The sequence below is a fragment of the Marinoscillum sp. genome (assembly GCF_965229915.1).
Taxonomy (GTDB): domain Bacteria; phylum Bacteroidota; class Bacteroidia; order Cytophagales; family Cyclobacteriaceae; genus Marinoscillum.
Genome location: NZ_CBDDJZ010000001.1, coordinates 3,107,507 through 3,124,050, shown reverse-complemented (window position 1 = coordinate 3,124,050; position 16,544 = coordinate 3,107,507). Strand labels below are relative to the sequence as shown.

At 43.2% G+C, this 16,544-nt stretch carries 8 protein-coding genes; 1 reads left to right on the top strand and 7 read right to left on the bottom strand.

Annotation, left to right across the window (positions count from 1 at the left end):
* Positions 1–6: 6 nt before the first annotated feature.
* The 6 genes from ACO067_RS13505 to rimP form a co-directional block, all read right to left on the bottom strand.
* A complete protein-coding gene (locus tag ACO067_RS13505; RefSeq protein ID WP_421874881.1) occupies positions 7–2,730 on the bottom strand; it encodes an alpha-amylase family glycosyl hydrolase in 2,724 nt (907 codons plus the stop codon).
* An 80-nt stretch (positions 2,731–2,810) separates the two neighbouring features.
* Complete coding sequence (locus tag ACO067_RS13500) at positions 2,811–4,301, bottom strand: SusF/SusE family outer membrane protein (RefSeq protein ID WP_421874880.1); 1,491 nt, start codon at positions 4,299–4,301, stop codon at positions 2,811–2,813.
* A 341-nt stretch (positions 4,302–4,642) separates the two neighbouring features.
* Positions 4,643–7,516, bottom strand: coding sequence for a ligand-binding sensor domain-containing protein (locus ACO067_RS13495; RefSeq protein ID WP_421874879.1), 2,874 nt, complete (start codon positions 7,514–7,516; stop codon positions 4,643–4,645).
* Between the two features lie 118 nt (positions 7,517–7,634).
* A complete protein-coding gene (gene infB / locus ACO067_RS13490; protein WP_421874878.1) occupies positions 7,635–10,478 on the bottom strand; it encodes a translation initiation factor IF-2 in 2,844 nt (947 codons plus the stop codon).
* Positions 10,479–10,516: 38 nt separating this feature from the next.
* The gene (gene nusA / locus ACO067_RS13485) at positions 10,517–11,758 is read right to left on the bottom strand and encodes a transcription termination factor NusA (RefSeq protein WP_421874877.1); all 1,242 of its coding nucleotides are present in this window, start codon (positions 11,756–11,758) and stop codon (positions 10,517–10,519) included.
* 3 nt (positions 11,759–11,761) lie between these two features.
* Positions 11,762–12,232 carry a ribosome maturation factor RimP gene (gene rimP / locus ACO067_RS13480; RefSeq protein ID WP_421874876.1) on the bottom strand — a complete coding sequence of 157 codons (471 nt, stop codon included), beginning with the start codon at positions 12,230–12,232 and terminating at the stop codon, positions 11,762–11,764.
* 158 nt (positions 12,233–12,390) lie between these two features.
* Here rimP and cysS point away from each other — a divergent pair, with 158 nt between their 5' ends.
* Positions 12,391–13,872: a cysteine--tRNA ligase gene (gene cysS / locus ACO067_RS13475; protein WP_421874875.1), complete on the top strand. Its 1,482-nt coding sequence runs from the start codon at positions 12,391–12,393 to the stop codon at positions 13,870–13,872.
* A 167-nt stretch (positions 13,873–14,039) separates the two neighbouring features.
* On the opposite strand, the gene ACO067_RS13470 is transcribed toward cysS, so the two are convergent.
* Positions 14,040–16,298 carry a TonB-dependent receptor gene (locus ACO067_RS13470; protein ID WP_421874874.1) on the bottom strand — a complete coding sequence of 753 codons (2,259 nt, stop codon included), beginning with the start codon at positions 16,296–16,298 and terminating at the stop codon, positions 14,040–14,042.
* Positions 16,299–16,544 lie beyond the last annotated feature (246 nt).

The following is a 16,544-nucleotide window of genomic DNA, read 5'->3' as shown; positions in this document are numbered from 1 at the left end:
ATTGGATTATTCTTTTATCACTTTTTCTGTAAATGTTCCTGAGTTTGTCTCCACTTCTAGTAAGTAGAGACCATGTTGAAGCTGCGATAAATCCATCACTGGCTGGTTGGTAACCATGAGTGTGCGTCCACTTAGATCTCTAAGCGATGCATGGTGCAACTTCCATTTGCTTTCAATAGCTATTTGATCCCTGGTAGGATTGGGATAAACCAACATTCCCTGACTGGTCTCATCCACCTCTAACACTAGTTCATAGGGGATGGTATTGATGTAATTCTCAATAGGTTCTGAAGTTAGTATTTGAAACTCTCCAGACCCCAGGGTCCTTTCATCAGTATCGGTGATTTCGACTGTCTCACCAGTGAAGTAGTCGTACCAGGTACCTGTAGCAAGGATATGCGGGTCACCAGATCGTGACTCGTCGCTGAAGTTTCCAAACGCACAAATCTTCACTCCATCATTGTCATAATTGAGCCATTTGTAGGAAGTGCTCACTCCCCAGCTAAAGGTTTCTGGATCCAGAAGATCCGTCTTGGTCTTTAGGTTGATCAAGGACTGGAAAGCTGCGAAAAGTTTTAATCTCTCCGGATCCTCCATGTATTCCCAATGAGTTGGCTTGATACCTAGCCGATCATTGTTCAGCTCTTCATCGTAGCCCATCTCCCCAAACTGCCATAACATCTTTGGTCCTGGTGTTAGGAAGAAGAATGCTGCGTTGAGTTTAATGCGATCCAGGTTTTCTCTGAGGGAATATCCTGATCTCTTGCTGATATCCCACATGACCCGTTCCTCATCGTGAGACTCCATGTACGCCACCAGGTTAGGTTCATCCCAGCCTCTGGTTTTGTGATAGGACCAGTTCAGGTCCACGCTACGTGCTTCAGCTGCCTGGATATAGGTGTGGTTCATGTTGCCCCAAAGCATCATCCCATAGTTGGCCAGGTCCTTTTCCTCACTATTTTCTGCGAGGTGCTCCAAAATGATATAAGAGTCAGGGTCCTGTGCCCAGATGTAGTCTGCAATGTGTTTCCAGATGGCCACACGACTGGCGTCATATTTACCCCAGGCTTCTACATCTCCCAAGGTATTCTTTTGGGTAAAGCCTTTAGACAGGTCAAAGCGATAACCATCTACTTGGTATTCATCGATCCAGTACTTCACCACACGCTCCACAAACTCCACTGTGTAATCACTTTCATGATTCATGTCGTAGCCTACATTGTAGTCGTGTTTGGGCGAGGTGTTGAACCAGACATTAGCGGAAGTGGGTGGTCCAAACTCACCACTGGCTTCCATCCCGACGAGGGGACTTCTACCAAACTGGTGATTGAGCACCATGTCAAAAATAATGGCAATGCCATGCTCATGAGCTTTATCAATAAGCTCTCTGAGCTCATCTTCCGTCCCATAGTATTTATCTTGAGCCAGCATGTAAGATGGATTATACCCCCAGCTGAGGTTACCCTCAAACTCTGTGACGGGTAGCAACTCAATGGCATTGATCCCAAGAGAATCCAGGTAGTCCAGTTTATCGATGACTGCACGGTAATTTCTGTCTTCTGAAAAATCTCGTACTAAAAGTTCATAGATAACCAAATCTTCTTTGGCCGGAGCCTGAAAATCAGTGACCGTCCACTCATACTCAGGCATACCTACCATCAGAAATGAAGCTTCTTTGGATGTTTTGTCACTTGGATGTGGTTTCAATCCAGGATAACGATTCTCGGCAATGATCTCTCCGTCATCATATATCGAGCTTACTTTCTCTGAATAAGGATCAGCAATAACAAGTTCTCCATCGATTAGGTACTGATAGATGTATTCGGTACCCGCCTCAAGACCAGTTATTTCTAACCAAAACTTGTCTCCATCTTTTTTCATAAGGTAGTCAGTGTCCAGCGACCAATCGTTGAAATCACCAATGACAAAGACATTGTCTTTATTAGGTGCTGTCAGCACCAGAGTCACTGAAGTATTAGAGTCGTGATTCACTCCATTGACCTTACCGTCGGGCAACGTGGCCTCTTGTACCTCTGGAGATGTGGTATATGAATGCAGGTAGGTAAGAGTCTCTGAACTATTACTTGCACTCACTACCAATTGATGTACCAGTCCATCCGAAATCACCTGATGGGTGTAAGCAATCTCATTGGTAGCATCAGCACTGAAAACTTCGTTCCCATCAAGAGTGAGACTAACTGATGCGCTTTCGGACAGATCAATATCAAAAACTACCTCATCACCTTCATTGTAAAAGGAATATCCCGATGAGGGAGAATTGATCAACCAGCTAAACCCATCCTGGATTTCATAAACATAGTCTTCTGATTGACCGTCACCCCAATCATCACCTTTGATGAGCATTCCTACTTTTGTAATCTCAGCAGCAGATTTATTGGTGAAGTCTGTTAACGTGAGGCTAATCGAAAAGTAAGTTCGGCCGGCATCATTGCTTTTAGTGAATTTGGCTTTATCCGTTTTTCCAGGATCGGAACTCGCTGGATTTACATTGGATGGCACATCCACATCGGCCAGTTCTGGCAACCAAAGCCATAGCCATGTTTCGCTCAAACCTGCCAGATTAGTCCCAGTCACATCATAAGTGATAGTGATCTCCTCATCTGGAGAAAAAAAAGTGGGACTGATGGTTGGTTTGATGTCTACTTTTTGGGCAGTAGCATAGCACACAGACCCAAACAGACCTATTAACACTAGTAGGTTTCTAAGCATTTTCCTGAGTATTCTAGAAACTTCTTCTTAAAAGGAGGATTGCCTCAGAATAGAGGCAATCCATAGAGATTTATTTAGTCTTACTGAATGGTAGCAGTACCATCTTTGAAGTTAAGCGAAACGGTCTGACCAGTAGTAACGTTGGTTCTTGCCTGATCTCCGCCTGTTCCACGGTATTCGATTGTACCATCGATAGGAACAAACTCTGCTTGCCACCAATCAACGGCGTCAGTGCTTTCGGACTTGGTCATTGTAGATGCTGTAACGTGTATTCTAAGCTCAGCGTCGGCTACAAATGCCATTGAGTTTAATACCATGTTGTCATTATCAACTGTGAAAAGGAACGCTTCTGTAGCTGCATCCCAGCCGCCAAATGCATCACCAATTCCATAAACCATAGGAGCGTTTACCTCAACAGTCTCTGCTTCAAGGTTCACCACAATTGTGTAGTAACCAGATGCAGCTGGTGCAGGAACGTTATCTGATCCTTTAGCGAATACGCCATCAGTAGCTTCTCCTGAGATACCGAAATCACCATTCCACTCTGGTTGAGGAGCGAATTTCACACCCGGATCCGCAGCATCTGCATCCATCCATACTATTCTCCAGAAAAGGTGCGGGTTGCTATGCACTGGGATCATCTGAATACCGTTAGCTTCCCAATCCCATCCACCGATGGTAGCACCAACCATATACAGTTCATCAGGGTACTCTGGAAGTGGCTCTACATCTCCAGTTCTTTCCAATTTAGCAGTGATACTGTTTCCTTCTCCAGGCTTGTACGTAATAGTGATGGTGTACTCACCTTCAGTTCCATCAAATACGATGTTACCTCCACCATGTACTAATTCATCCACTGTTCCACCGAAGTTGGTGAAGTAGTTCAGACATGCAGTTTCGGCTACATCACAGTCTCCTTCTTCAAGATTCATGCTCCAGTTACCGTCAAATCTGAATTTGAAGTCGCCTTCTCTCAACACGATTTTGGTTCCTTCGAATACTACTTCGTCAGCAGAAGCAGATTTTAGCGCTATTTCCTGACCGGAGCCCCAGCCACCTTCGGTAGCACCACCAATAATCTCCCAGTAGTGAACCGGAATGATTACAAATTGACCGGTAGTTTCATCGATCATCACATGCACCAAACCATCAAAAGGCGCAGAAGCACTACCTCCGTCTGAGTAAGCACCAACGTAAATGTTGAGTTCGGCTGGATCGCCATCCACTACTTCTTCATAGCTACCTCCAAATTCGGTGATTTCTTCACCCGCAACTTTCATAAAGGAGAAATCCCCAGAACCCATGTACACATAAGCCTCGAAAAATCCACTTCTGTCTTGTGCTCCAAAATCAGGACCGTTCACCTGACCCGACACTAGCATGTTGGCATCTGTGGTATCTGCACTGATGGCACTTCCCACGATATAGTACCCATCATCTAGTGATGGACCTTCGTTGATGATGTCATCGATCTCATCTGTTACGTCATCAGCTGTGTCACAAGCTGACATTGCAAAAATCACAGCAAATACCATGATTAGCTTTCCTAAAATTTCATTTAACTTCTTCATACTTAAAATAATTTTATTGATTGATTGTCTTTTTTGGATAATCGATAAATAGCAGCCAGTAATCAGCTGGTTTATTGCGCTTTTTTCAATATCCAGCAACCAAATTGACCCGTAAGAAGAATTGATTGATGGGTTAACCCACCACAATTAGTTATCAAGAAGGATGGAAAAAAGGATTGTCAATTGTACTATAAGCACCCTTAAAAAATGCGTTGAGGGTACTAGAAGACCTATTTTGATTGAAAACAAGGGGTTAACAAAGAGTTAACAAATATAATTTTTAAAGGAAGAATAAAGTTTCACAGGTTTTTTGGTGGTTAACCTTTTGTTAACCTTTTTACTTAAATAGAAAGAATAAAATCAGTGAGGTTTTGGCCTTGTTCGAGCTCCAGTTTCTTCCTAATTCTTGATCTGGACACTTTAACACTATCCGGGGAAATCCCCAAGATAGTAGCACATTCATTGACTGATAAGTTAAGCCGGATCAGCGCACAGTGTCTCAGCTCCTGTGTGGTCAATGCCGGGCAATTAACTTTTAGCTTGGCATAAAATCCTGTGTAGATCTGCTCAAAATAAAGTTTGAAATCATCCCAGTCTTTATCTTGTTTGAAACTGTCATCGATAAGTTTCAACGCCTTTCTAATATCCTGACCTGACACTCGTTGATGAGATTTTATCAATTCTTCCAGTTTATCTTTTACTGACTTTAAAGCCTCGTTTTTCTGGATCAGGTTAAGCGACTGTGTGGTGATCTGTTTATCTCGATATTCGATTTGATCTTTGAGCTGTTTTTCTTTTAGATGCAGAAAATTAACGTCTGCTTCTGTCAAAGCCTGCTGTGATTTGTGAACTGCTTCCGTTTTTGCAAGCAATTCTTCCTTCTGCTGAATAATGTGATTTTTCTGGCTGATGATTTCATTTTTCTGCTCATTGATCTGCTGAGTACGCTCTTCGATGATTTTGCGGAAGCGGCGCTTCTGCAAAATGAGACTGTAGTTATACACTCTCACTACAACTGTTACCGCTATAACAGTAGCGACAGTAAACATGACATAAGCCCACCAGGTTTGGAACCAGGGTTTAGGCACGGTAAACGTCAAAATGACCGGATCACTCCAAAGTGCACCGATCTCTCTTGAGCGAACCTCCAACTGATAGTTTCCCTCAGAAAACCCCAGATAGGAAACCTGTCTATTGCTGGTCGGATCGGACCAGTCGTCGTTTAACCCTATCAAACGTGATTGATAGATAACTTGCTTACCTGGATAAGTCAGTGTGGTATATTCCACCTGCAAAGCTCCCTTATAAGCTACCGACAGATCGCTCTCCGAAGTGATTGCCTGCCCATCAACCGAAATACTCAAAATCACTGGTGAAGGTGTCTTTTCGAACTTCACCAAATCAGACTTAGCCATGACCAGACCCTTGGCTGATGAGATTAATACTCCTTCTTTATAGGGCTTCAGTCCTCGCCAGTTCAGCAGCTTAGATGGAAGTCCATTTTTGGTGTTGAACAGAATGGCATCCTTACCATCGTATGCCACCACCCCAAAGTCTCCTGAAATCCATACAATATCCTCCTTGATAGCCACGGCTTTTAGCTGTACGTCTTCCTCCAGATTAGGTACACGGACCCTTTTGAACGACCCATCTTTACCTGTAAGTAATCCATGATTAGTAGCTAGCCACAATCCATTTGATGGATCAATGGCTATATCTTCAACCGAAAGTTGATCCTCCAAATCAAAATCTAGCTCCAAGGTAATTGCATCAAACTTATCTTCTGATGGTAAGAATCGAAATAACCCATTGGCTCCCCAACAACCTACATAGATTTGCCCATCTGGCGCTTGTCGGACAATGTTTGAAGACTTCAAGGGATAGTATTTCATACTCTTTTGCCCTTTCCCTATTCGAATGAGATGCTCGCTATCCCCGGCAAACCATTTATTGCCTTGTCGATCTATGGTCACATATTTAATAGATGACCCAGTGCTATCCTTGATATTTAACAATTCTTCATTCTTCAGATCATAGCACATGATGGCACCAAAGCTATCACCTATCCAAACTGCGCCACTGTCTGCCTGGATACGATCGAAGTAGTTGGTCTTCGAAGAAATGATGGAAACCCCAGGGCCAGTGTTGTCCCAGGTAAACTTCTTCAACTCCTGACCAATAGAATAGTATATTTCATCTCCAACATTGGTCACAGACTCTACTCGTGATTTTCCAACGCTTTGAAACGAGTGAATCACAGAAAACGAAATCAATCCAACATTTTCGCTACCAACTACCCAAATCTCTGGTACCGAGCGGTCATAGTAAAAGTCGACTACATCGTTAAAGTCCACTTCTTCTATAGATCCAAATCGTTTGCGTTCAAAATCAAAGACCTTAAGGCCACTGTCCCAGGTACCGATGAAGAGTTGCTCTCGAGCCGACTGCAGGGCTGAAATATTTTTTACTTCCGAATAAAACTGCTCAGAAAGGATTTGTTGATCGCTATCCACCTTTAGCTGAAACAGTCCTTCCTTTCCTCCTATCAAGATATAATCTCCCCTGAGGACGCTGATACCGGTTACCTCTGTTACTGGCAGGTTGATGTCGACAGGTAGCACTTCATCTGCATCAGGGTCATATTTCAGCAAAGACCCTTTAAATGGAGCTATCCACAAAGTGCCAAATGCATCTTCTTTAAAACTAAACGTACGGTGGTAACTAATAGACTGATAGGGCTGTCCAAGCTCAAACCGCTTGTACCCTTCACTGTTGATCCTAAGTAAGGCATTGTATTCCCCGATCCAAATATTTCCATTTCGATCTTGAAAGATACTCTTCGGGTAACCCAAAGGTTCGTTGTACTGAGTACCGCCCCACTGGAATGGAGCAAATAGCAAGCTATCTTCCTCCACAATCTCCCGAATACCCAGGTCATTGATGACCAACAGTCGATTGTCAGAAGTGGTAAGAAAGTTCTTCGTGTAGGCACTTTGCAACCCCTCACGAAAAAGCTGTGTGGACTTTCCATCATATTTGAGCACGCCCTGATCGGTAGCAAACCAGATAAAGCCATTCTGATCTTTGATGACGCCTTTGATGACTTCATTATCCACAGCATCACTGAGGTCGTAATAAATGTATTGGTCGGTTTGGGCTTTTGCTGGCGAGGCTAGCAAGATCATACCATACAAAAACAAAGCAACTCTAGTCACTGGCTATGGGGTAAGTGGTCTACTGTGAGATTCTCGAATTTATCAATACCAATCTATTGAAACAAAAAAAGCAGGTCAGATAGACCTGCTTTTGATGAATTATGCGTTAATCGAACTCTTACAACGTTCTCTTTACTTCTTTTTCAGTGAACCCTTCAATGATATCTCCAACTTTGATGTCATTGAAATTTTTAATGGATACACCACATTCGTAACCATTCTTCACTTCAGCTACATCCTCTTTGAATCGCTTCAACTGATTGATTTCACCTTCATAAACCACGATACCATCTCTGATCAACCGCACTTTGTTGGAGCGTTTTACGGTACCCTCAGTCACGTAACAACCAGCTACAGTTCCCACTTTGGAAATTTTAAAGACTTCTCGAACTTCTATGTTTCCGGTGATCACTTCTTCTGTAGTTGGCTCTAGCATACCTTCCATGGCATCTTTCACATCGTTGATCGCATCGTAGATGATTGAGTACAACCTGATCTCGATCTCTTCGTTTTCAGCCGTTCTTCGTGCCTGCGCAGAAGGACGTACCTGGAAACCAATGATCACCGCATCAGAGGCTGAGGCCAACAATACGTCAGACTCAGAAATCTGACCTACTGCTTTGTGAATGATGTTTACCTGAACTTCTTCAGTAGAGAGTTTCAGCAAGGAATCAGAAAGTGCCTCAATAGAACCATCCACGTCACCTTTTACAATAACGTTAAGTTCTTTGAAACTTCCGATAGCCAAACGTCTACCAATCTCATCAAGCGTAATGTGTTTCTTGGTTCTGATAGACTGTTCACGTTGGATTTGCTCTCGCTTGGTGGCAATCTCACGTGCCTCACGGTCAGACTCCATCACATTGAACCGGTCACCGGCCTGTGGTGCTCCATCCAAACCAAGCATCAATACTGGTGTAGATGGGCCTACCGTTTTCATTTTATTTCCACGATGATCAAACATCGCTTTCACCTTACCATAGTTGGAACCGGCCAATACCACATCTCCAACTTTCATAGTACCTGCCTGTACCATCAGTGTAGTCACATATCCACGACCTTTATCAAGCGTCGCTTCAATCACCGAACCAACTGCCGGTTTGTCAGCATTAGCTTTCAATTCCAAAAGTTCTGCTTCCAGCAATACCTTCTCCAACAGCTCATCTATTCCTTCACCCGTTTTTGCAGAAACGTGCTGGCATTGGTATTTACCACCCCAGTCCTCAACTAAAATATTGATTCCGGAGAGCTCCTCTTTGATTTTATCAGGATTAGCGTTTGGCTTATCCACTTTGTTAATCGCAATAACAATAGGTACTCCAGCTACCTGAGCGTGGTTAATCGCCTCTTTGGTTTGTGGCATCACCGCATCATCTGCAGCCACTACGATAATCGCTATATCTGTGATCTTTGCACCACGAGCACGCATCGCCGTAAACGCTTCGTGACCCGGAGTATCAAGGAAGGCAATTCGTTTGCCATTCTCAGTAGTCACATCATAAGCACCAATGTGCTGTGTGATCCCTCCAGCTTCACCTTCGGTTACTTTAGAATCTCTAATAAAGTCGAGAAGTGATGTCTTACCATGGTCTACGTGACCCATGATCGTCACAATCGGAGCTCTATCTTCCAGATCTTCCGGGCTGTCCTCGATTTCTTCTACTTCTACCTCGTCATCTTCAGAGGTGAACTCTACCTCATAGCCAAACTCATCGGCAATTACGGTAATGGACTCTGCATCCAATCTTTGGTTGATCGATACGAACATACCCAGTGACATGCATGTAGAAATCACATCATTCACCGATACGCCCATCAAGGATGCCAGGTCACTAGCCGAGATGTACTCGGTCACTTTTAGCTTTTTAGCCTCTTCCTGCTCTTGCATCAGCCTTTCTTCTTCGGCCTCTGCTTTAGCGGTTCGCTTATCTTTTCGATACTTGGCTCTTCCAGTTCCTCCGGTGTTTTTACCTCCAGAGAGTTTGGCCAGAGTGGCTTTAATTTTATCCTGAATCTCTTTGTCAGAAAGCTCCTCGGTCTTACGCGTATCGCGTCTTCCGCCTCCGCCTCTGTTAGGTCGATCTCCACCTCGGCCTCCTCCGCCGCGGTTTTGATTGTCACCCGGACTGTTGATTCGTTTTCTAGGTCGCTTCTTCTTGCGATCCTTGTTCTCATCTGAACTAGCCACTGGCTTGGCCTTTTTCTTCTCAGGCAGCTCTATTTTGCCCAATACAGTAAGCCCTTTCAGTGAGTCTGCTTTCGCTTCTATTTTCTGATCAGCAGGCTTCTCTTCAGCCTTTTTAGGTTCTTCTTTCTTCGGTTCTTCTTTTTTAGGCTCGTCAGCTATCTTCTCTTCGGCCTTAGGTGCCTCTGCTACCTCTTTCTTAGGCTCTTCTTTCTTCTCCTCTACCTTAGGCTCTTCTTTTTTCTCCTCCGCTTTAGGTTTTTCCTCTACTTTGGGCGCCTCTTCCTTCTTTTCTTCAACTTTTGGAGCCTCTTCTTTCTTAGGCTCTTCCGGCTTTGGCTCCTCCTTTTTAGGCTCTTCTTTCTTTGTTGGATTGAGGTCTATTTTACCAACCACCTTAGGACCTTCTAGCTTGGCCCTGCCGATGATCTTTTCGGCATCTTCAGCCTCTTCTTTTTTAGCATTCTGCTTGGCACTGTTGTCCTTGATAAGAATCTCTTCTTCATCATCAGACGACTTTTCCTGCTCTTCATTGGCCTTGATGACCATGTTATCAGAATGCTTGGTACCAATAGTCAAACCAGAGGCCTCTTCTTTTTCCATGGCAGAAGATGCAAATTCCCTGGAAAGCAAGGAAAACTGCTCTTGTGTGATCTTGGAATTCGGACTACTATCCACCTCAAAACCCTTATCAGAAAGGAAATCGAGGATTGTTCCGCGACCAACGTTGAGTTTTCTCGCTACTTGACTAAGTCTATACGTTTTTTCTTCTGCCATATATTACTGTTACTAATACTTATATTATTATTAGCCTATTATTCAAATTCCTGTTTGAAGATGTTCAGTACGTTCTGAACAGTCTCTTCTTCTAAATCAGTTCTTCTGACCAACTCTTCTAAAGAAAGCTTCAATACGCTTTTAGCGGTATCCAAACCAATTTTCTTCAATTCATCAATTACCCAGCTTTCGATTTCATCAGAGAATTCGTCGATATCCACATCTTCTTCTTGAGTTTCATCCAACTCTCTGAACACATCGATCTCCAAACCTACCAAACGAGAAGCCAATTTAATGTTTTGACCACCCTTTCCGATCGCCAAAGATACCTGATCTGGTTTCAGATATACAGATACACGATCTTTTTCCTCACTTATCACCATACTAGTGATTTTGGCGGGGCTCAGAGCACGAGCAATGAACAGCTCCATGTTGTCAGTGAAGTTGATCACATCAATGTTCTCATTCTGCAACTCACGTACGATGGAGTGAATTCTGGAACCTTTCATACCAACACATGCTCCAACCGGATCAATGCGATCATCATAGGATTCTACAGCCACCTTAGCTCGCTCACCTGGTTCACGCACCACATTTTTGATCGTGATCAAACCATCGTAGACTTCTGGCACTTCACTTTCAAACAAACGCTCCAGGAAAGTAGGTGAGGTTCTTGAAAGAATGATTTTTGGGTTTCCATTAACCATCTCCACACGGTGCACAATAGCCCGTACAGAGTCACCTTTGCGGTATCTGTCTTTAGAAATCTGCTCGCCCTTCGGCAAATTCAGCTCATTCCCTTCCGCATCAATCAACAAAATTTCTCGGCTAAGAGTTTGGTACACTTCACCAGTGATGATTTCACCAACAAGGTCTTTGTACTTCTGGAAGAGAATATCCTTCTCCAGATCCTTTATTTTTTGAATCAGGGTTTGTCGGGCCGTCATCACGGCTCTTCTACCGAAATCTTCTAGCTTAATCTCTTCAGAGACTTCCTCTCCTATTTCAAAGTCGGGCTCTATTTCTCTAGCTTCAGACAAACTGATTTTGTCATGGTCCCAGATATCTTCCGAGTTATCATCTACGATCTCTCTAAATCTCCAGATCTCAAGGTCACCTTTGTCGGTGTTGATGATAATGTCAAAGTTATCATCAGTCTTATACTTCTTGCGGATCATGGTTCTGAAAACATCCTCCAGAATCCTGATCATAGTAGGTCGATCAATGTTTTTGCCTCTGGCAAAATCCGCAAACGAATCAATTAAAATTCCAGTATCCATTGTCTATTTGAATGAAACTAATACCATCGATTTTTTAATGTCACTTACTTTTACTTCGTGATTGAGTACTTCCTTCTTTAGCTTCTCCTCCAACTTAATCTGATCCTCATTCACTTCTTTTAACTCACCAGTCACAGACTCACCGTTTTCCAGATCTATTTTCAATGATCTGCCAATGTTTTTGCGGTACTGTCTGATTGACTGTAGTGGAAAATCAAGACCTGCCGACGAGACTTCCAAAAAATACTTCCCGTCTACCAAATCTTGCTCTTCTAACCATTCGGAGAGTCTTCTACTCACCTTGCTGCATTTATCAATGGTGATGCCCTCATCCCCATCAAGCAGCACAATTAGCTTTTGGTTCCCCTGGTTGCCTTTCAGAATGACTTTCACAATAAAGAGTGACGGGTCATCCGAGATGATTTCTTCGACCATTTGATGTACCTCTTCCTCTATCTTCCTTCCTGCAACCATTTTATTATGAATAAAAAGAGGGGACTTGCGTCCCCTCGAACCTTAATTCTATATTTGCAATGCAAAGCTAAAAGAAAAAATAGTCAATTCAAATTGCGGTTTGAACAAACTATTTGAAGCCAAGTTCGTCATAACTAAGGATTTATAAAAAAGAACTGATGATCGGAAAACTCCGAGTTGTAAACTCACTGACCAGAGAAAAAGAAGTATTCGAACCACTGAATCCACCTCATGTGGGAATGTATGTGTGTGGACCTACAGTGTATAGTGATGTTCATCTCGGCAATGTGCGCACCTTCATGTCTTTTGATGTGATTTACAGATACCTGCAGTTTCTGGGCTATAAAGTGCGCTATGTGCGTAATATCACAGATGTGGGTCACTTGTCAGATACTGGTGAGGACAAAATATCCAAGAAAGCGAAACTGGAAGCTTTAGAACCAATGGAGATTGTACAGAAGTACACCAATGACTTCCACAAAGTGATGGAGACCTTTAACCTGTTGCCTCCGGATATTGAGCCCACAGCTACAGGTCATTTGATGGAGCAGCTGGACATGATCCAGGAGCTGGTAGACAATGGATACGCTTATGAATCCAACGGGTCTGTGTATTTCGACATCAATAAATACAGCGATAAGTTTGACTATGGTAAACTGAGTGGTCGTAAGACAGAAGATCTTCTGAATCAGACTCGTGAACTAGATGGAAGCTCAGATAAACGAAATCCTTTAGACTTTGCCCTATGGAAAAAAGCCGCGCCAGAACACATCATGCGCTGGAAGACCAAATGGAGTGACGGCTTCCCGGGTTGGCACCTGGAGTGCTCTGTGATGAGTACCAAATATCTGGGTGAAGAGTTTGACATCCATGGTGGTGGTATGGACTTGAAATTCCCGCACCACGAATGTGAGATTGCTCAGAATGCCGGCTCCAAAGGAAAAGAAGGAGCCAAATACTGGATGCATACCAATATGCTGACCGTAAACGGCACTAAGATGAGTAAGTCGCTAGGCAACTCCTTCTTGCCACATCAGTTGATCTCCGGAAATCATGAATTACTAGAAAGAGGCTTCAGCCCAATGACCATCCGCTTTTTCATGCTGCAGTCGCATTATGCCAGCACTCTGGACTTTTCTAATGAAGCATTGAACGCTGCTCAAAAAGGCTACATGAAATTGGCCAATGGATTGCGACTGATTAAAAATTATAAATTTCCAGAAGGGATACAGGCGGAAATCAATCAGAAGCAGGCGGATCAGATCAATAAAATCTGTGACAACTGCTATCATGCCATGAACGACGATTTCAACACCGCACTTACCATCGGACACCTGTTTAACCTGGTAAAGAAGGTGAATTCCATTCAGGCCGGTCAACTCAAATTTGAAGAGATCGGTCAAGAGACTTTTGAGCGTATGAAATCTACCTTTATTTCTTTCGCGGAAGATATTCTAGGATTAAAACTAGAATCAAGCTTGTCCTCAGAGAATCTGCTTGAGGTCATCCTGAAAGACTATAAAGATGCCAAAGAAGCCAAGAATTATGACAAGGTAGATGAACTCAGAGCATTGCTTAAGTCCCAGGGAGTAATTGTTAAAGATATGAAAACAGGCATTGACTGGGCTTTTGAGGAGTAGGTTGTGCTGATCCCAATTTGTCAAGTTAGATACTGAAATAAGTTCAGTATGACGAAATGTGTTTTTATTCGAAATACAATAGCAAGTGTCATGCTGAACTTGATCCGCATGGAATCTCAGTATCTACTTCAAAATCTTGACAACTTGAGATTTGATTTCGATCCAAATCAATCAATCTGCCATTTCACGCCCAGGTAAAACTCTCTGCCATGGATCGGTGAATAAGCATATGAGGTGTCGAAATAAGGGCTGAAACCAATGGGGTTATTGGGGTCGTTGAACCCAACCAGTGGTGACTCATTCTGAACATAATTAAACAGGTTCTGCACCCCGGCATAGACACTCAGCTGATTCGAAAACTGTTTCGTCAATTGAATATTCTGAAAGGCAAAAGGTTCTGATTGAATTGGCCGTGGTGAGCTGATAGGCTCTCCTGCTTCATTCAGGTCATACACTTCGGGTAGTGCCATCGGCCCAGTGACTCGTAAGGTATAGCCGATAGTCATTTTCGGTTGCTTCCAATTGTAATTAGCAGTGATGACCCCACTCCAATTGGCCGCAAACTCTACATTTCTAGTGATGCCTTCTTCGGTTTCTGTCACTCTTTGAAGATTTCCACCAATGGAGTACGACAAGGGAAAAGCGAACTCCTGATTCCAATTAAACCCCAGTCCTTTAGAGACAGCATAACCTGAAGAATTGTCGTAAATGATAAAAGCTGGCTGCTCATAGTCTGGGATAATTTTATTGTAGAAATACGAATAGTACGCATCTACATCCAGCATGCCCTGACTGTTGCCAATCGTAAAAACATGATTCAGATTTAATGACCCGTTAACAGATCGCTCTGGTTTCAGCTGCTCAGTGATCTGAACTTCGCGCTGGCCAGTTACAAATGCATGGTCCTCCGTAAACAGATTAACCACCCGAAAACCAGTACCAAAATTACTTCTCAAAGTGGTCCAGTCACCTAACTTCATTTTCGTGGAAAGTCGAGGTGATGGAATGAACCCATGGGAAGAATAATGGTCTAATCGGAGTCCTGCCAGCAAGCTGAACCATTCGTTTAATTCCATTTCATCTTGAACAAAAACACCTGGTATCCACTGATTGTCTGGATTATTATTGATTAGTCCACTGGACTCAATCTCTGTAGCCACTGTGTTATCGTCATACAGTTGAAATCGATTGGTCAATCCACCAACTAAGGTGTGATTAACCAGCTGCTTGTTCCACACCAGGTTGGTGTAAGCAATGGTTTGCTCTGCCTCATAATGATCTGCTCCATAATAGCTATCCTGAATGTGGTGGCTGGCTGAATAATCCATTTTTAGGTTTTCGGAGGTTGGTAACTCGTAGGTACCGAATAGTTCTGCCCTGTAGGTGTAGATACTTTCTCCATAAATAGAATCACTTCCTCGGAGGTTCCGATAGTTTCTGTCTTGCAAATACTTCTCCACTCCATTTCGTCGGTCTTCATAATACAACTTTCCAGCGACAGTCAATTGCTTGCCATTCGCACGCTCCATGCTCCATTTGGAAAACAAAGAGTATCGATCCAGATTGGCCAAATCACTAAATCCATCTTCATTTTCATCATCGAAATCACCGATGATGGCATAATTCAAACCTGTAAACCCTTCCCATTTATTCCCTGACGAGGACACTCCAATATTTCCAAAGCTTTCCAGATGAGTAGTGCCCATGAGGTCGATAGAAAATTTAGGTTGGTTGGCCGGATCTTTAGTAATGATATTAATAACACCTGCCATGGCCTCTGATCCGTAAAGTGTCGAGTTCGGTCCTTTGATTACTTCAAAGCGATCAATCACCTGATTTGGAATGCCATTCAATCCATACACAGAAGCGAGGTTGCCAAACATGGGGCTACCATCAATCAAAACAGCTGTATATGGGCCCGGCAATCCATTGATACTGATACTGTTGGTAAAGCAAACTCCGCATGCCACTACCTCCTGCACACCGTTGATCAATTTGACCCCTTCCATAATACTCGAAGCAGCAGCAGGAAGATAGGTATTGAGATGTTCTGAGCTAATCACCTCTACCTTCACCGGAGAGGCGGTGATCATCGTGGGTGTCATGGTGCCTGTAACCACCACTGCATCCAAACCCAATTCACTTGACTCAAGTGATACCTCATAAAACGCTCCATTCGTTACTTCCAGTCGCTTTTGCTTAAAACCGACGGATCTAATGAGTAATGTGGCCGGTGTCCGCGGGAGTCGCTCAATTTCGAATTTGCCATCGATACCCGAGACTGTTCCTATATCAGAATCTATGATTTGAATGGTGGCTCCAGGAATTGATTCTCCTTTATGGTAGATCACACCACTAACCTGCGCAATCACCGGCAAGAAGCTGATAACGACCAAAAAAAACAACACACCCCTCAAAATCAACATATTGATGCTTAGTTAAACTTAACATCAAAATTAGACGGAATTATTTATTATACAAATCTTATTTAATTTTTAGACATATCTAAATTTACCTCAAGACATTAAAAAAGCCGTCTCTCGCCTCAGAGACGGCCATAGGTTGATGGTTGATTATACCATCTAGTCACCGCTGATACCCTAACCAATAGTATCTGGAACAAAAGTGAGGAATAATTTACTAATTTTGCTGGTTATTAGATAACCGGTTGA